Origin of the sequence: Bradyrhizobium sp., from assembly GCF_047605465.1 — a bacterium.
Taxonomy (GTDB): domain Bacteria; phylum Pseudomonadota; class Alphaproteobacteria; order Rhizobiales; family Xanthobacteraceae; genus Bradyrhizobium.
On the sequence record NZ_JASGFS010000004.1, the window covers coordinates 42,693 to 59,784 of the forward strand.

Consider the following 17,092-nt stretch of genomic DNA (forward strand, 5'->3'; position numbering starts at 1 on the left):
GGAAGCTGACAATGAGAACGCTCAATCGCCGCGACTTCGGTGTCGCCGTGGCCGCGGCCATCCTGCTGCCCGTCACGACCGCCCGCGCCGACGACATCGAGGTGCATATCGACAACTTCGTGTTCCAGCCGGCCGAGCTCAAGATCAAGGTCGGCACGACCGTGACCTGGACCAACCGGGACGACATCCCCCACACCGTCGTTTCGGCCGGCAAGTTCAGGTCCAAGACCCTGGACACCGACGACAAGTTCACGTTCACCTTCACCAATGCGGGCGACTACAAGTATTTTTGTTCGCTGCACCCGCACATGACGGGGATGATCAAGGTTGAGTAACATCTCGAACCAAGGCATCTCTGTCCTGCCCGGCCGGTGGTCCCACGCCGGCCGGGCACGTGCGCCTTCGATCGCGCCCGGGGAAGAAACGAAGCACGACACGACGCAACAACAAGCAGAACAACAGGCAAAGCGAGGAGCGATGCCCGTCACCGAGGATCTGCAGAAGGCGCAGCGCTTCCGCGAGGCCGCGCTGCCCTATCTCGACGACGTCTACACGCTCGCGCGCTATCTCCTGCGCGATGCGTCCGACGCCGAGGATGCGGTGCAGGAGTGCTACCTGCGCGCGTTGAAGCACTTCGACAGCTATCGCGGGCCGGCGATGAAGCCGTGGCTGTTCGCGATCCTGCGCAACGTCTGCAACGCGGAATACGCAAGGCGCGCGCATTCCCACGCGGCGATCGACGACACACCCGGCGCCGACGAACAGACGCCGATGTGGCAGGAGACCGAGACGAGCCCGGAAGCCAAGGTGCTGCGCAACCGCGATGCCGGCGCGATCCGCAGGCTGATCGACGCGCTCGCCGAACCGTTCAGGGAGACATTCGTGCTGCGGGAGATCAACAACCTGTCCTATCGTGAGATCGCAGAGACCGTCGGCGCGCCCGTCGGCACCGTGATGTCCCGCCTCGCGCGCGCACGCGCCATGCTGCGCGCGGCCTGGATGGCGGAAGAGGAGCAAGCGAGATGAATTGCGACGAAGCAACGACCCTGCTTCACGCGCTGCTCGACAACGAGCTCGACGCCGGTCACGCCCGCGAGGTCGAGGCGCATATCGCGGGCTGCCCGGCCTGCACGGCGGAGTTCGCGGCACAGCGCGACATGAAGCGCGTGCTCGCCGACACCAATCTGCGCTACGCCGCACCGGCGAGCCTGCGCGCTCGGATCGAGGCGTCGCTGCCGCAACCGCAGCGTCAGCCGAGCCGCCGCTCGGTCCTGCGCAGCTTCGCGATGGGCTCGGCGGTCTCCGCGCTCGCGGCCTCAGGCGTCGTCGCGGTGGTGCTGCGCCAGGACGACCAGCAGCGCATCTTGTCGGAGGTCGTCTCCGCCCACCTGCGCTCGCTGCAGGCCGGCCACCTCACCGACGTGATCTCGACCGACCAGCACACGGTCAAGCCGTGGTTCAACGGCAAGCTCGACGTCGCCCCGCCCGTGATCGACCTGACCGCACAGGGTTTCACCCTCGTCGGCGGACGGCTCGACTACATCGACGCGCGCGCCATCGGCGCAGTCGTCTACCGGCGCCGCCAGCACGTGATCAACCTGTTCGTCTCGCAGACGTCGAGCACCGAACATCGCGCACCGCAGACCGAGACCATGCAGGGCTTCAACTGCCGCCGCTGGGGCAATCGCGGTCTGAATTTCTGGGCCGTCAGCGATCTCGGAGCGGACGAACTCGCCGAGTTCGTCGACAAATTCGAGACGGCGATGAAGGCGAACGTGGAAGGATAGCTTCCGGATATGTATCACTTATTGATACAAATCCATTCGAGATGTATCAGACAATGATACAGTGCTTGCGTGATCAGGACCTTTCGGAACAGGACGACTGAGGCGGTCTTCGACGGCGAAAGCCCCAAGGGCTTTCCAGCCGACCTGATCACGGTCGCGCGACGCAAATTGCGATATCTGCACGCCGCAGCCGAACTTGGCGACCTCAGAGCACCGCCTGGAAAGCGTCTCGAGGCGCTGGCGGGGGATCGCAAGGGACAGCACTCGATCAGGATCAACGATCAATTCCGAGTACGCTTCATCTGGACTGCGCAAGGGCCCACTGAAGTCGAGATCGTGGACTATCACTAAGAGAGCGCAACAATGGCCAAGAAACTCAAACCCATGCATCCTGGCGAAGTTCTGCGCGAGGAATTTCTGATCCCGCTGGATTTGTCCGCTGGAGCGCTCGCCAAAACATGCGGCCTACCCCGCACGCGTATTGAGCGTATTGCGAGCGAGCAGACGGGCATCACCGCCGACACGGCACTTCGGCTTGCCAAGGCGCTCGGCACCACTGCCGAGCTCTGGCTCAATCTTCAGAATGACTACGATATCCAGATCGCCAAGCGCGAGCTCGGTAAAGCGCTTGATCGCATCGAGACCGTAAACAAGCCCAAGGCGGCCTGAGCTGGCTGCCTAGGCCGACCGCCTCACGGCGTTGTCCACCAGCGTCTTGCCGAGCGACCAGATCGCGCCGGGGACCTTGTGGCTGCCGGCGATGACGTCGTCGAAGGCACGCTCGATCCAGCCGCAGTCTTCCTCGGTGATGGTGAGCGGCGGCAGCAGCTTGATGGTGTGGCTGCCGTGGCCGGCAACCTGGGTCAGGATCTTGTGATCCTTGAACAGCGGCACGGTGATGAGCTGGCAGAACAGGCCCTTGTTCGCGGTCTCCAGCACGTTCCAGGAGGCACGCAGGCGCAGCGACTTCGGCGGGCCGAACTCGACGCCGATCATCAGGCCCTTGCCGCGCACTTCCTTCATCAGCTCGTAGCCGGGCACCATGCGCGTCAGCGCCAGGCGCAGCTCGGCGCCGCGCTTGGCGGCGGACTCGATCAGCTTCTCGGACTCCATCACGTCGAGCGTGGCGATGCCCGCGGCCATCGCGAGGTCGTTCTTGGAGAAGGTGGAGCCGTGCACCACCGCGCGGTCCATCTGATTGAAGATCTTGTCGAAGATGCTCTTGCGCGTCAGCACCGCGCCGACCGGCACGTGGCCGCCGGACAGCGACTTCGACAGCAGCACCATGTCCGGCTCGACGTTCCAGTGCTCGACCGCGAGGAAGCGGCCGGTGCGGCCCATGCCGGTCTGGATCTCGTCGGCGACGAACAGCGTGCCGTATTTCTTGCACAGCGCGGCCGCGCCCGGCAGGAACTCGTCGGTGGGCATGTTGACGCCCTTGCCCTGGATCGGTTCGACGATGAAGGCCGCGACTTCGCGGGACGCCAGCGCCTTTTCGAGCGCGGCGAGATCGTTGAACGGGATCGAGGTGCAACCCGGCAGCAGCGGCTCGAAGCCGGTGCGGAAATTCGAATCTCCCGTGAGCGAGAGCGCGCCGTAGGTCAGGCCGTGATAGCCATGGGCGCAATAGACGATCCCCGGGCGGCCGGTCGCGCCACGCGCGAACTTGATGGCGGCCTCGACGCATTCGGCGCCGGAATTGGCGAAGAACGCCTTGTCGAGATAGGGAACATATTTCAGCAGCCGCTCGGCGAGCACACCGGCGAGCGTCGAGACGTCGAACTGGACGAGGTTGGGCAGGTCGGCATCGAGCACGCTCTTCAGCGCCTCGCGCATCACCGGATGGTTGCGGCCGATCGCGAACACGCCAAAGCCGGACAACAGGTCGAGATAGCGCACGCCGTCCCGATCGTAGAGATACTGTCCCTGCCCCTTCTGGAAGCCGACATCGTAACCGATGGTCTTGAGAACCCGAACGAACTGTTCGTTCAGATGCCGGTTATGCAAGGCACTACGCTGGGCCTGACGGTCCGCGAAGAGCTGAGACATGTCTGGATTTGGACTGTGCATCCGCTACATACTTCGGTTGAGGGCCGTCTCGTCAACTGAAAACGGACCGTTACTGAAAACGGTCTGTGCGGCCTTTTGCCCTTTTTCGGACCATCTTCGCAAGCACAGCTTTAAACCATGTTGCACTGCCAAGGAACACTCATGCGTTTGGCCCTTTACACCGGAATACTACTGGCTGGCGGTTTCACCTGCCTGACCCCGGCGCTCGCCGCCGACCCGACCGGCGACTGGCGGGTTGCCGACGGCGTCGCCAACATTCGTGTCGCCCAATGCAATGGCAGCATGTGGGGCGCGGTTTCCTGGGAAAAACAGCCCGGCGGCCGCGACGAGAACAATCCCGATGTCTCAAAAAAGAACAGGCCGACGCTGGGCATCCTGACCCTGATCGACATGAAGAAGAAGTCCGGCGTCGATCAGTGGGAAGGACAGGTCTACAACGCGAAGGACGGCCAGCTCTACAGCGCGACCATCACTCCGGCCGGCACCGACCAGCTCGAGATCAAGGGCTGCGTGATGGGCTTCCTCTGCGGCGGCGAAACCTGGACCCGGGTTGGCCCGCCGATTCCGGCAAGCCCCGCGAACACCGCGGCCAAGGGCGCGCCGAAGACGACAGGTGCGGCGCCCAAAGCCGCGGGAACGGCGGGTGCCGCAGCACCTGCGCCGACGGCGCCGCCGAAGAACGCCGCCGCCGCGGCCAAGCCCGGTCAGAAGGGCCCGGCCGATCCCGTTGGCGATATCTGCCTACTCCCTGAGATTGCGGGGTTTGCCCATTAGGGCGGGCTGGAACAGCAGCACGGCGGCGAGCGTCGTCAGCAGCGAGAGCGCCAGCAGCTTGCCCATGCTGGACGTGCCCGGATGGCTCGAGAGCCACAGGCTGCCGAACGCCGTCGCCGTCGTCAGCGCGCTGAAAAAGATCGCGCGCGTCAGGCTGGTCTGAAGCAGGTTTGTTCTGCCCGAGCGCCAGGCCACGACATAATAGATCTTGAACGCGACGCCGACGCCGAGCAGCAGCGGGAAGGCGACGATGTTGGCGAAGTTGAGCGGCAGGCCGATCAGCACGCAGATCTCGAGCGTCACCGCGCCCGCAACCAGAAGCGGCACCAGCGTCATCAACACGTCGACGAAGCGACGCAGCGTGACCCACAGCAAAGGGCCGATCACCAGCAGCGCATAGATGCCGGCGTGGATGAACGCGTTCACGACCGTATCGCCCGACTTCAGGATCGAGACCGGGCCGCCGATCGCGGTCGGCTCCGCCACGAGCACCGCCGCCGCGAATTTGCGCAGCGTGTCGTTGTCGTTGGGATCACCCTTCGGGAGCGCCTCGACGCGGATGATGCCGTCCTTGCTCTTCCAGGCATTCACGAGGTCGGGAGGCAACGACTTCAGGGTCACGGGCTCCGCCTGTATCGCGCTCCGGAGCTGGCTGAACACGATCTTCATCGGCGTGACGAACACGTCCTGCGCCTTGTTGCGCATGGCCTCGTCGGCGTTCGCGAGCTTCTCCAGCGCATCGGCGAGCCGGCGCGAGGCGACGGCGCCCGGCCCCTTCTCGTCCCCCGCCGTCCGGCGCAGATTGTCGACCGAGGATTTCAGCGACTCGACGTTCTCCTGGTCCGACGGCGCCGCATCGATCTGATCCGGATTGAGCGCCGGCTTCAGCACCTTGGCGCCCTGCGCGATCAGCTTCAGCTTCGGCTGCTGGTCCTCGGGAACGAAACTGTCGAGCGACATCACCCGCAGCACTTCCGGAACCTTCTCCAGCTTGGCCTCGACCTGCCTCGCCTGCTCCTCGGAGGTGGTCATCACGTTGATGGCGTTGGCGCCGGTGTTCGGATCCTTGCGCAAGTCGAGGAAGGTCGCGATCGATTCGGCCTTCGGATTGCGCAGGTTCATCGGGTTGAAGTCGAACTTCATGAAGTACAGCAGCGGCAGGCCGCCGAGCGCCAGAAGCATGGTGCCGCCGACGATGAGCACGCGATGCGTTTCCAGGAAATGGTCGAGCGGCGCGAGGAACGCGTAGCCGACCGGCTCCTTCTCGCCGGGCGGGTTCAGAAGCTTGAGCATCGCCGGCAGCACGGTGATCGAGGAGAGGAAGGCCACCAGCATGCCGACGCCGGCGATCTGGCCGAGCTCGGAGATGCCCTTGTAGTCGGTCGGCATGAAGCACAGGAAACCGGCAGCAGTCGCCATCGCCGCGAGCGACAGCGGCACCGCCGATCGCTTCGCCGCCAGCACCAGCGCGCCCGAGAGGTCGTTGTGCTTGTAGCGCTCGGAGCGGTAGCGGACGCTGTACTGAATGCCGAAATCGACGCCCAGGCCGACGAACAGCACGGCAAACGCGATCGACAACAAATTGAGCGAGCCGACCATCATCAAGCCGGCGGCCGTGGTCACCGCAAGGCCGATGAAGAGATTGACGAACACGGCGAAGATGATCTTCGCGGAGTGCAGCGCGAGCCACAGGATCACGAGAACGACGAGCACGGTGCCGACGCCGTTGACGAGCGCGCCCTCCTGCACGGTGGCGTATTCCTCGTTGGCGATCGGGACCGGTCCGGTCAGCCGCACCCGCGCCTGGAACTTGGTCGGGAAATCGAGATCGGCCGCAGCCTTGCGGATCGCGTCGGTCGCTCCCTTGCCCGGCTCCAGCGCATTGTAGTCGAGCACCGGCTTGAACTCGATGAAGGCGCGCTTGTCCGAATCCGACAGCGGCTCGTCGCTGACGAGTTCGCGCCAGGAGAAGCTGGCATTGCCCTTGTTGAGGACCGTCTCGACCGTCTGCGCGATCTGATTGAAAGGCCGCTCGGTGCTGTCGAGCTTGACCTGGCCACGCTTGACGCCGGCAAGGCCCGTCTCCAGCGCGCCGGTCAGGCCGCGGATGGAGGGATCGCCCGCCATGATCTCGATCAGGGGGGCGGCGGATTCGAACTGGCCGGTGATCTTGCCGACCTCCGCGGTCGGCAGGAACAGCAAGCCGTTCTTCTCGAAGAACTCACCGGTGCCGAGCTGCTGCATCGACTGGAAGTTGGTCTTGTCGCTCTTCAGCTTCGCGTAGAGCGCGTCCGCCGCCGCGGTCGCCATTTCCGGCGTCTTGGCCTCGACGACGGCCAGGATGGTGGCATCGCGGTCGAATGCGCGGTCGAACTGCTGATCACGTTGCCGCCAGTCGAGATTCTGGGCAATCAGCGAATTGATGTCGGTGTTGATGGCGAAGTGGCGCGACGCGTAATAGCCCGCCCCGACGGCCAGCAGGACCCCGAGGACGACCACCAGAGAGGCAAATCGGGTACAGGCCCTGACAATGGCAACGACTACGCTCTGCAGCACATCTTTTCTTTCTAGTGTTAACAGCTTGCCGAAAACGCCCGCTGTTTATCGGAGTTCCCGGGCGAAACCTATTGCTGTTTTGGATGGTTCTCTCCGCAAGGTGGTTCGAAGCAAACGACGGGAGAGCATGGCAAAATCTTGCGGGGCGGTCGGTATAGCCGGGCAGTTGAGGCGTTAAAGTGGCGAAAGCGTGAGCACAAATGTCGCCCCGTTGCGCACCAGTGATAGCGTATTATATTACCGCAAAGCGAATCCATCCCGGAACCGGCGGTACATTCCACCTTTCCTTATTGCCGATTTTTTGACACAAAGTACTGCGCCTCCATGCGTCGGAGCCCTACAGGGGTGGGCAGCTACCGCGTGCTGGAAGCCAATGGTGCGGTTATTGCAACCCGTTGGCCAGTACCGGGGTGTTGCCAGGGACTACTGAGCGGATTGGTGCAACTTGCGTGATGGGCATCCAATGGAAGTTTATCTGGCGCAGCCGCGCGGTTTTTGCGCGGGCGTAGTGCGTGCGATCGAGATCGTGGAACGGGCCCTGGAGAAATTCGGCCCGCCCGTCTACGTGCGCCATGAGATCGTGCACAACAAGTACGTCGTGGAGAGCCTGAAGAACAAGGGCGCGATCTTCGTCGAGGAACTCTCCGAGGTTCCACCGAAGGCGGTGACCGTGTTCAGCGCCCATGGCGTGGCCCGGAGCGTCGAGGAGGAAGCCGCCGCACGCGACCTGCCCGTGCTCAACGCGACCTGCCCCCTGGTCACGAAAGTTCACAATCAGGGGAAGCGTTACATCACCAAGGGCCGCACCTTGATCCTGATCGGCCATGCCGGCCACCCCGAGGTCGAGGGCACGATGGGCCAGGTTCCCGGCCCCGTTCTGCTTGTCCAGAGCGTTCAGGAGGTTAAATCCCTGGAGCTGCCGGCGGATACGCCCGTGGCCTACATCACCCAGACGACCCTGTCGGTCGACGACACCAAGGACATCATCGCCGCCCTGCAGGCACGCTTTACAGATATTCAAGGTCCGGATATCCGGGATATCTGCTATGCGACACAGAACCGCCAATCTGCGGTAAGGGACTTGAGCAAGCTGGTCGACGTGATCTTGGTGGTGGGCGCTGCCAACAGCTCGAACTCGAACCGGCTCCGCGAAATCGGCACTGAGGCCGGTGTCGCGAGTTATCTGATTGCCGATGGCAGCGAGCTCAATCCGGAGTGGTTGAAAGATGCCAGGACCGTCGGCGTCACGGCCGGCGCTTCGGCGCCCGAGGTACTCGTGGATGACGTGATCGAAACGATGCGGCGGATCGGACCTGTGAAGGTCTCTGTGCTGCCGGGCCGCGAGGAAAACATCGAATTCCGGCTTCCAGCCCAACTGGCTGCGAGCTGACCCACCCGAATTTCAAGCCCAGAAAGAAACTTGTAATGGCTATACCCTTCTTCAAGGAAATGCGTATCGGCGGCTATTTGCTCAAGCAGAAAATGCTTGGCCGCAAGCGCTATCCGCTCGTGTTGATGCTGGAGCCGCTGTTTCGCTGCAACCTCGCCTGCGTGGGCTGCGGCAAGATCGACTATCCCGACGCGATCCTGAACCGCCGCATGACGGCGCAGGAGTGCTGGGACGCCGCCGACGAATGCGGCGCGCCGATGGTCGCCATTCCCGGCGGCGAGCCGCTGATCCACAAGGAGATCGGCGAGATCGTGCGCGGCCTCGTCGAGCGCAAGAAGTTCGTCTCGCTCTGCACCAACGCACTGCTGCTCGAGAAGAAGCTCGATCTGTTCAAGCCCTCCCCGTATCTGTTCTTCTCCGTGCATCTCGACGGCCTGAAGGACCATCACGACAAGGCCGTGTCTCAGAAGGGCGTGTTCGACCGCGCCGTCTCCGCGATCAAGGCTGCCAAGGCGCGCGGCTTCACCGTCAACGTCAACGCCACCATCTTCGACGGCCACCCGGCCGAGGAGATCGCGAAGTTCCTCGACCTCACCGTCGAGCTCGGTGTCGGCGTCTCGATGTCGCCGGGTTACGCGTATGAGCGCGCGCCGGACCAGGAGCACTTCCTGAACCGCACCAAGACCAAGAAGCTGTTCCGCGACGTCTTCGCGATGGGCAAGGGCAAGAAGTGGAACTTCATGCATTCCGGCCTGTTCCTGGACTTCCTCGCCGGCAACCAGGAATACGAGTGCACGCCCTGGGGCATGCCTGCCCGCAACATCTTCGGCTGGCAGAAGCCCTGCTATCTGCTCGGTGAAGGCTACGCGAAGACCTTCAAGGAGCTGATGGACACCACCGACTGGGAGACCTACGGCACCGGCAAATACGAGAAGTGCGCCGACTGTATGGCCCATTGCGGCTACGAGCCGACGGCCGCGACCGCCGCCCTCAACAACCCGCTGAAGGCGATGTGGGTATCGCTGCGCGGCATCAAGACCTCCGGCCCGATGGCGCCGGAGATCGACATGTCCAAGCAGCGCCCGGCGCAGTACATCTTCTCGGAGCAGGTCCAGAAGAAGCTCTCGGAGATCCGCAAGGACGAGGCGCTCGCCGCACAGCAGAAGGCCGCTCAGAAGGCCTCGACCGCGGCCTGATCAGGACGGCGACCTGTCCCGGATGGCGCGAAGCTAAATCCGGGAACAGGGCGCGGCGCCCCGATCAAAAGAAATCAAAAGCAAAAGGCCCGGGCGCCAATGGCGACCGGGCCTTTTTCTTGTCTGATCGAGGTCTTGTCGGATCGAGGAGACCGCTCAGATCGTCTCGGAGACGAGCGCCTCGCTGTCGGCAAGCTCGGTGCCGATCAGGAAGTCGCGGCAGCCGCGCAGGGAGCGCAGCGCGCGGTTGAAGTCGATGCCGGTCGAGACCAGGGCATGCAGGGTAGCCGGATTGCGCACGATGCCACGCAGCACCGCTCCAAGGTCGATCTGCCCGTTCGGCTTGATCGCGGCACGGGCGAGCGCCGGCAGCGCACGATGGGCGGGATCGCTGATCACGCGGACCGCGGCGAAGGGAAGCCCGGCCTCGGCGGCATAGGCAGCCGCGATGTGGCTTTCCATGTCGACGGCGGCGGCTCCGGTCTCCGAATGCAGTGCGGCCTTGCAGGAGCTGCCCGTCACCACCTCCTCGGCGCCGGCGAGGCTGCCGCGCACGACCCGGCGGCGGCCGGAAGTGAGCTTGTCGATGAGATCACCGCTGAGCGACAGACCGGCGCCCCAGCGGGCATCGCCCGACAGCACCTCGGTCGCCACGACGACGTCGCCCGAGCGCAGCGTGGGGTCCAGCCCGCCGGCCACGCCGAAGGAAATGACGCCGCGAATCGTCTCGGGATCCACCACCGTCAGGAGCGCCCGCAACTGGGTCGGGCTGCTGGATGAGCAGATGACGGCCATGCCCGGGCCGGCCGCGATACGGGCCTCCTGGACCAGTCCGGTCACGATCAGTATCGGCCGCGAATCTATGGCATTGCCCGCGGTAATATAATCCCCCGTCCCCAACGTCACATTCCGACCCCTACCACCCTGCTGTTGGTGTTCCGCAAGTTCCGATACCGGGCCAACGCCCACAGCGGAAAGAACTTCGGGTAACCATGATACCGTAGATAGAAGACGCGGGGGAAGCCTGTCGCCGTGTAGCGCTGCTCGTCCCACAGTCCTTTTTCGTTCTGTGTTGCAATCAGGTACTCCACCCCGCGGGCGACGGCCGGGTGATCGACCTCACCCGCCGCCATCAAGGCAAGCAAGGCCCATGCCGTTTGCGAGGCGGTCGAGGGGGCGGCCTCCCATCCCTTGTAGTCCAGACGGTAGCTGACGGCGTCCTCGCCCCAGCCGCCATCCTCGTTCTGGATCGAGGCCAGCCAGTCGGCGGCCTTCCGGATCATCGGGTCCTTGTGGTCGACGCCGGCCATGTTCAGGGCGCAGAGCACCGACCAGGTTCCATAGATGAAGTTCATGCCCCAGCGGCCGTACCAGGACCCCTCCGGGTGCTGGGTCTTCCTGAGATAGGCGATCCCGTCGGCGAGGTGCTTGCTGCTCTTCTCGGTCTCGCCGAGCTGGGCCAGCATGGAAATGCAGCGGGCCGTGACGTCCTCGGTCGGCGGATCGAGCAGCGCGCCATGGTCCGAGAACGGGATGTTGTTCAGGTAATATTCGAGGTTGTTCACGTCGAAGGCGGCCCAGCCGCCGTCGTCGCTCTGCATGCCCTCGATCCATTCCCGGCCGCGCGCGATCGCGTCGTCATAGCCGACCGCGCCGTGCTCTCGGCGCATCCGGTCCATCGACATCACCACGACCGCGGTGTCGTCGAGGTCGGGATAATGGGCATTGTTGTACTGGAACGCCCAGCCGCCCGGGCGCACGTCCGGCCGCTTCACGGCCCAGTCGCCCTTCACGCTGAGCTCCTGCTTCGGGATCAGCCAGTCGAGACCCTGCTTGGCCGCAGGCACCGCCTTGTCGCCACCGGCCTCGAGCAGCGCGTGCGCCGTCAGCGTGGTGTCCCACACCGGCGAGACGCAAGGCTGGCAATAAGCCTCGTCCTCGCCGATCACGAGCAGCTTGTCGATGCCCCGGCGCGTGGTCGCGCGCGGCGGATAGCTCTCGTCCTTGCCGAGCGCGTCGTACATCATGACGATGTTGGCCATGGGCGGATAGATCGCGCCCATGCCGTCCTCGCCGTTGAGACGTTCCTCGGTGAAGGCCAGCGCAGCATCGATCGCGCGCTTGCGCAGGCTCTTCGGAAACATCGGCTCGACGACGCGCAGCACCGCATCGAGCGAACGGAACAGCAGAAACCAGGCCATGCTCTGGTGCGGCGCCTTGGCGCTCATGCCGATCGAGCGCGGATCCTGGAGAAACAGCTCGTCGATGCCGACGCCCTTCGGATTCCGCGCGCGCGGCTTCAGCGCCGCGATCACCATCAGGGGCACCATCGTGGTGCGCGCCCAGTACGAGATCTTGTTGAGGTGGAACGGCGACCAGAACGGCAGCAGCACGATCTCGATCGGCAGCACCGGCACCGCGCGCCAGGTCGTCACGCCGAACATCGCCAGCAGGAAGCGCGTGAAGACGTTGCTGTTGATGGCGCCGCCGCGGGCATGGATCGCCTCGCGTGCGCGCACCATGTGCGGCGCGTCGACGGAATCGCCGATCATCTTCAGCGCGAAGTAGCCCTTCACGCTGGCGCTCATGTCGAACTCGCCGTCATGCACCAGCGGCCAGCCGCCATGGGCACCCTGGATGCGGCGCAGATAATTGCCGATCTTGGCCTCGATCACGGCGTCCACGGGCTCGGCGAGATAGTGGCGCAGCAGGACGTACTCGGCCGGAATCGTGCAATCGGCCTCGAGTTCGAAGACCCAATGGCCATCGGATTGCTGGAAGCCGAGGACGCCTTGCGTGGCGGACGCAATGCTCGATTCCAGGACTTCGCGGCTGGTCGCGTTCACGGAATCCATCTCGCTCGATTGCTCCGATAGTTGATTGAATTTGATCCGGGACGATGCCCGTCAGGGCCGCTTCGCGGCCAGAACCAGATCGGCAGCGCGGTCACCCGACCGGACCGATCCCTCGATGGTTGCAGGCAATCCCGTAGCAGTCCAATCGCCGGCAAGGAACAGGTTTTTCAGCGCGGTGACCGGCCCCGGACGCAGGGCATTCTGGACGGGCGTGGCCGCAAAAGTGGCCCGGCGCTCACGCACGATCTGCCAGGGGGGCAGTTCGCCCGAGACGCCGCCCGCCTTGCAGACGTCGTTCCAGATCGCCTGCGCGAGTTCCTCGCGCGGCATGTCGACCAGACGGTCGCTGTTGCTGATGGTCACCGAGAGCCGGTTCGGGAACGCGAACAGCCATTCCACGATACCGCCGATCACACCCAGGATCGGCGCCGAACCCGGCGGCGGCTCGAAACGGAAATGCGCATTCACGATGGCGCGGAATTCGGTCGGCGTCTTCAGTCCGGGTACGAGGCTGGCGGCGGCACGCGGCGGAACGGCCATCACGACGACGTCGCCCTCCCCGATCGCGATCACATCCTCGCCGCCGAAATTCAGCGCGCCGACCTTGCCGTCCGCGGTCGCGAACGAACGCAGCTCATGGCCAAGCTGAACGGAATGGCCGCGCTCCTGCAGGAATTTCACCGCGGGCTCGATCAGCACCGCGCTGAGGCCGTCACGTGCGATCAACGGCCGGCAGGCCTGCCCGCCGGCGAGCAGAGTCTCCCGCACGATCGCGCCGGCAAGCCCGGCCGAGCCCTCGGGCGGATCGACGTTGAGCGCCGCGAGCAGTAACGGCTGCACCAGGCGCTGGTAGAGCGTGCCCTCGCAGGGAATGGACTTGCCGACCAGCGTGTCCTCGGAAGCCCAAATCAGCGGCGCCAGCTTCAGGTAGTCGGTGAGGCCGGTGTCGGGAACGCGCCGGCTCTCGTCAAGCACCCAGGTCGGCAGCCGGCCGTCGCCGAGATCGATCTGCCAGCGCTGCCCGGTCGCGAGATCGACGAACGGAAACTGCGCGCTCTCCGGTCCGACCAGACCGGCCTCGGTGCCGATCGACCGTGCATAGGCCCGCGCATGGCTGTTGCCCGACAGCAGCAGATGGTTGCCGTTGTCGATGGTGAGGTTGGTGGCGCCGTCGAAATAGGAACGGCAGCGGCCGCCGGCCTGGTGCGTCGCCTCGTGCACGCTGACCTTGAAGCCGGCATTGGCGAGCCGAACGGCGGCGGAGAGGCCGGAAATTCCGGCACCGATGATGTGAGCTGTCTTTTGCATCAGATGAAAGCGTAACGGAGCAGGATGGCGATGCGTGTGACCTTCGACACGCGCACCGGCTCACGCGGCGCGTTGAAACCGCGCGCGATCAGAAGATCCAGAATGGCATGATAGTATTTCGACATCATCCGCGGCGCGCGCACCGCACGGCGCCTGTTGCGGTTCATGATCTCGTCCGACTTCTCGAAATGCACCTTGGCGCGCTGTGCCAGCGGCAGGCAGACCTTGGGCAATGCGCGCTCGGTCGCGACGCGGTTCGGATCGTCCGACGTGATGCCGGCGTGCAGAAGCGCCTCGCGCGGCAGGTAGAGCCGGCCGAGCGTCGCGTCCTCGTCGATGTCGCGCAGGATGTTGGTGAGCTGGAGCGCGCGGCCGAGATGGTGGGCGAGCAGGATGCCGTCCTCCTCCGGAAGGCCGAACACCCGCACCGACAACCGCCCGACGGCGCTCGCGACACGGTCGCAATACAGGTCGAGCGTCGCCATGTCGGGCGCGCGGATGTCCTGCGGCACGTCCATCTCCATGCCGTCGACGATGGCCAGGAAATCCTCGCGCTTCAGCCCGAACGTCTTCACCGAGGCGACGTAGTCTTTCAACCGCTGCGGCGGGCGCCCCTGATAGAGCGCCTCGACATCGTCGCGCCATTGCTGGAGCGCGGCGAGCCGCTCGTCGCGCGGGCCGTCGGAATCGGCGATGTCGTCGACCTGACGGCAGAAGCTGTAGATCTGGAACATCGCTTCGCGCTGGTCGCGCGGCAGGATGCGCATCGCGGCGTAGAACGAGCTGCCGGATGCGGTCGAGCCATAATCGGCGCCGGGCGAGGTCGCCTCAAGCGTCATGCGCAGTCCCCGGTTTGGAGATGGCCTTGCGTCCGATCGCGCGTCGGCCGATTTCACCGGCGATGCCGGCAAGGCTGAAGATGAGGAGTTCGAACTTGTTGAGATGCACGCGCTCGCGCAGGGGATCGCGCACCTTGAGCAGGCGTACGATGCGGTCGGCGTAGGCCTGGATCACCGCGACGTCGATGCCGAGGCGGACATCCCTCACCTCCGCGCTGAGCGACTTGCTCTCCTCGAGAAGCGCCTGGTTGCGCACGGCGAGCGCCTGCAGGCAGGCCAGCATTGCCGGCGGCGACTGCGAGAGACCGAGCTGCTCGACCGTCGCGCCGCTCGCAGTCAGCGCATCGCGCGGCAGATAGACGCGATTGAGCTCGCGAAAATCCTTGCCGCAGTCCTGGAGGTGGTTGTTGATCTGGAGGCCCGCGCAGAGCGCGTCCGACGCGGCCCATGTCGAGGTGCTCTCGCCGTGGACGTCGAGCATGAAGCGGCCGACCGGCATCGCCGAATAGCGGCAATAGTGGATGACCTCGTCCCAGTTCTCGTAGCGCAGCTTCGTCACGTCCATGCGGAAGGCGACGAGCACGTCGAGTGCGTGGCGCGGCGTCATGCCGCGTTCGGCGAGCGCGCGCCGCAAGGTGACGGCTTCGGCCTGGGTATCGCCCTTGCCGAGCAGTTCCGCCTCGAGCAGGTCGAGATAGGCAAGCTTCTGATCCGCCGGCAAGCTGGCGTGATCGGCAATGTCGTCGGCGGTGCGGACGAAATTGTAATAAGCCAGGATCAGCGCGCGATGACGCGGATGAATGATCCAGGACGCGACGGGAAAATTCTCGTCGCGGTCACCTTTGCCGGATCGCAATTCGCTCGCAGAGGTCATCGAGGGCTGGCTGACAATCGTTTGAACAGGAGGACCGTTTTCGCCCGCATGGGCTCGCGCCGGCAGTGCCGCCGCGGCCCCCATATAGGAGAATACGGCCGCAAAACCAATCCTGTCTCTCGATGGCTGCCCTGCGGACCGGGCCCGAAAAGGCGGCCCCGGATCCGCCTTTGTGGGCCAGCGGACGAGCTTACTGGTTGTGGTTCTTCAGGACCTGGTCGCAGGCCTGCGAGATCTTGGCCCGATTCTCCTTCAGGCAGGCCAGGATCGTGAAATCGCCCTGATCGATGACCGGACGGCAGAACTTCTGCACGTCGCGCGTGCAGGCCTTCTGCTCGGCGTCCGTGCCACGCCCTTGCTGGGCGAACGCCGCGGTCGAGAGGGATGCCGACAGCAGGGTGAGAGCGACGAGAAGCTTACGCATTGTATTCCTTCATTCTGACGGCAGAATCGCACCGATCCCGGACAGCACAGGGCGGACGGCGGGAACGGTTTGTTCTGATGGCAAGTTGCCACGGCAAGCGCGGCATCGGAGTAGGCACAAGCGCTGGTAAATGCGGCCAAATTGGTGCCACGCCTACCAAATCGAGCCTTCCGGCCACCTTCATTCGCAGATGTAAGGGTTTGATACTACGTCATAATTTGAGCACGACGCGTTTTGCCCGGTACCTGTTGCAGAGCTGCATCTGTCCGGCGCGTTTTTCCGGCCGGAAACACGTGGAAACACGAGGAATCGGGAACCGGACGACCGCGAAAACAGTTCACGGTCCCGTCATTGCGGCCATGCGGGCTTTGAACCTGACACTGGCTCGCAGCACTAAACCTTCGATGCGGCGGACGTCCTTTCTTCGGAGGACGCCATTCCAAAACGGGATACTTATGATGAGATTCTTTGGGCGATCTGGACAAGCGATCAAGGCGGCCGGCATCGGCGCAGCGCTGCTCTTCTCAGTCTCGGCAAGCCACGCTCAGTCGTCCGGACCGTTCGCCGGCTTCGACGGCGCCTGGACCGGCAGCGGCACTGTGTCGCTGTCCGACGGCTCGACCGAGCGCATTCGCTGCAGGGCCGACTACAAGGTCGCCGGCAGCGGCCTCAACCTCAAGCAGAGCCTGCACTGCGCCAGCGACAGCTACAAATTCGACCTCACCAGCGACGTGACGAGCCAGGGCGACCGCATCTCCGGCAATTGGAGCGAATCCAGCCGCAACATCTTCGGCAATCTCCAGGGCACCGCCGGCGGCGGCCAGATCGACGTGTTCGTCGAGGCCAACGGATTTGCCGCCAATCTGTCGCTGCGCACCAACGGCACCAAGCAGACCGTGCAGATCAGTTCGAAGGGCGAGATCCGCGGCGTCAGCATCACCATGACGAAGACCTGACGCGTTTCCGATCGAAAACAAAAGGCCCCCGGCTCTCGCGTGCCGGGGGCCTTTTTGCTGAGC

At 64.5% G+C, this 17,092-nt stretch carries 17 protein-coding genes; 9 read left to right on the forward strand and 8 right to left on the reverse strand.

All coding sequences use genetic code 11. The features are described from left to right. Positions 1–11 precede the first annotated feature (11 nt). The 5 genes from QM712_RS05710 to QM712_RS05730 all read left to right on the forward strand — a co-directional run bounded on the left by QM712_RS05710 (position 12) and on the right by QM712_RS05730 (position 2,456). Positions 12–335, forward strand: a complete 324-nt coding sequence (locus tag QM712_RS05710) for a cupredoxin family copper-binding protein (RefSeq protein WP_415022088.1) — start codon at positions 12–14, stop codon at positions 333–335. A 142-nt stretch (positions 336–477) separates the two neighbouring features. Continuing rightward, entirely contained in the window at positions 478–1,026 is a 549-nt protein-coding gene (locus QM712_RS05715; RefSeq protein WP_415022089.1) for a sigma-70 family RNA polymerase sigma factor, read from the forward strand. Then, complete coding sequence (locus QM712_RS05720; RefSeq protein WP_415022090.1) at positions 1,023–1,787, forward strand: anti-sigma factor family protein; 765 nt, start codon at positions 1,023–1,025, stop codon at positions 1,785–1,787. Before QM712_RS05715 ends, QM712_RS05720 begins: the two co-directional genes overlap by 4 nt. 69 nt (positions 1,788–1,856) lie before the next feature. Beyond that, positions 1,857–2,138, forward strand: a complete 282-nt coding sequence (locus tag QM712_RS05725) for a type II toxin-antitoxin system RelE/ParE family toxin (protein WP_415022091.1) — start codon at positions 1,857–1,859, stop codon at positions 2,136–2,138. Between the two features lie 12 nt (positions 2,139–2,150). After that, positions 2,151–2,456 carry a HigA family addiction module antitoxin gene (locus QM712_RS05730; RefSeq protein WP_415022092.1) on the forward strand — a complete coding sequence of 102 codons (306 nt, stop codon included), beginning with the start codon at positions 2,151–2,153 and terminating at the stop codon, positions 2,454–2,456. Positions 2,457–2,465: 9 nt separating this feature from the next. On the opposite strand, the gene hpnO is transcribed toward QM712_RS05730, so the two are convergent. Beyond that, positions 2,466–3,857: an aminobacteriohopanetriol synthase HpnO gene (gene hpnO, locus QM712_RS05735; protein ID WP_415022093.1), complete on the reverse strand. Its 1,392-nt coding sequence runs from the start codon at positions 3,855–3,857 to the stop codon at positions 2,466–2,468. A gap of 141 nt (positions 3,858–3,998) precedes the next feature. Between hpnO and QM712_RS05740 the strand changes: the two genes are divergently transcribed. Beyond that, positions 3,999–4,631, forward strand: coding sequence for a DUF2147 domain-containing protein (locus QM712_RS05740; RefSeq protein WP_415022094.1), 633 nt, complete (start codon positions 3,999–4,001; stop codon positions 4,629–4,631). Here QM712_RS05740 and QM712_RS05745 read toward each other — a convergent pair. Next, on the reverse strand, positions 4,599–7,187 hold the full coding sequence (locus tag QM712_RS05745; RefSeq protein ID WP_415022095.1) for an MMPL family transporter: 2,589 nt from the start codon (positions 7,185–7,187) through the stop codon (positions 4,599–4,601). The two genes, QM712_RS05740 and QM712_RS05745, sit on opposite strands and share 33 nt — an antisense overlap. Before the next feature lie 463 nt (positions 7,188–7,650). On the opposite strand from QM712_RS05745, the gene ispH reads away from it, so the two are divergent. Then, a complete protein-coding gene (gene ispH, locus QM712_RS05750; protein ID WP_415022096.1) occupies positions 7,651–8,577 on the forward strand; it encodes a 4-hydroxy-3-methylbut-2-enyl diphosphate reductase in 927 nt (308 codons plus the stop codon). Between the two features lie 35 nt (positions 8,578–8,612). Further along, positions 8,613–9,773, forward strand: coding sequence for an adenosyl-hopene transferase HpnH (gene hpnH, locus QM712_RS05755; RefSeq protein WP_415022097.1), 1,161 nt, complete (start codon positions 8,613–8,615; stop codon positions 9,771–9,773). Positions 9,774–9,929: 156 nt separating this feature from the next. On the opposite strand, the gene QM712_RS05760 is transcribed toward hpnH, so the two are convergent. The 6 genes from QM712_RS05760 to QM712_RS05785 all read right to left on the reverse strand — a co-directional run bounded on the left by QM712_RS05760 (position 9,930) and on the right by QM712_RS05785 (position 16,073). After that, positions 9,930–10,679, reverse strand: a complete 750-nt coding sequence (locus QM712_RS05760) for a phosphorylase (protein ID WP_415022098.1) — start codon at positions 10,677–10,679, stop codon at positions 9,930–9,932. Further along, positions 10,676–12,628 carry a squalene--hopene cyclase gene (shc, locus tag QM712_RS05765; protein WP_415022099.1) on the reverse strand — a complete coding sequence of 651 codons (1,953 nt, stop codon included), beginning with the start codon at positions 12,626–12,628 and terminating at the stop codon, positions 10,676–10,678. Before shc ends, QM712_RS05760 begins: the two co-directional genes overlap by 4 nt. Positions 12,629–12,679: 51 nt before the next feature. Further along, entirely contained in the window at positions 12,680–13,936 is a 1,257-nt protein-coding gene (gene hpnE / locus QM712_RS05770; protein ID WP_415022100.1) for a hydroxysqualene dehydroxylase HpnE, read from the reverse strand. Next, positions 13,936–14,775, reverse strand: coding sequence for a presqualene diphosphate synthase HpnD (gene hpnD / locus QM712_RS05775; protein ID WP_415022101.1), 840 nt, complete (start codon positions 14,773–14,775; stop codon positions 13,936–13,938). The genes hpnE and hpnD overlap by 1 nt, the downstream gene beginning before the upstream one ends. Then, positions 14,765–15,649, reverse strand: coding sequence for a squalene synthase HpnC (gene hpnC / locus QM712_RS05780; RefSeq protein WP_415022102.1), 885 nt, complete (start codon positions 15,647–15,649; stop codon positions 14,765–14,767). Before hpnC ends, hpnD begins: the two co-directional genes overlap by 11 nt. 190 nt (positions 15,650–15,839) lie before the next feature. Next, entirely contained in the window at positions 15,840–16,073 is a 234-nt protein-coding gene (locus QM712_RS05785; protein ID WP_008553259.1) for a hypothetical protein, read from the reverse strand. A 458-nt stretch (positions 16,074–16,531) separates the two neighbouring features. On the opposite strand from QM712_RS05785, the gene QM712_RS05790 reads away from it, so the two are divergent. Continuing rightward, complete coding sequence (locus tag QM712_RS05790; RefSeq protein ID WP_415022103.1) at positions 16,532–17,029, forward strand: hypothetical protein; 498 nt, start codon at positions 16,532–16,534, stop codon at positions 17,027–17,029. Positions 17,030–17,092 lie beyond the last annotated feature (63 nt).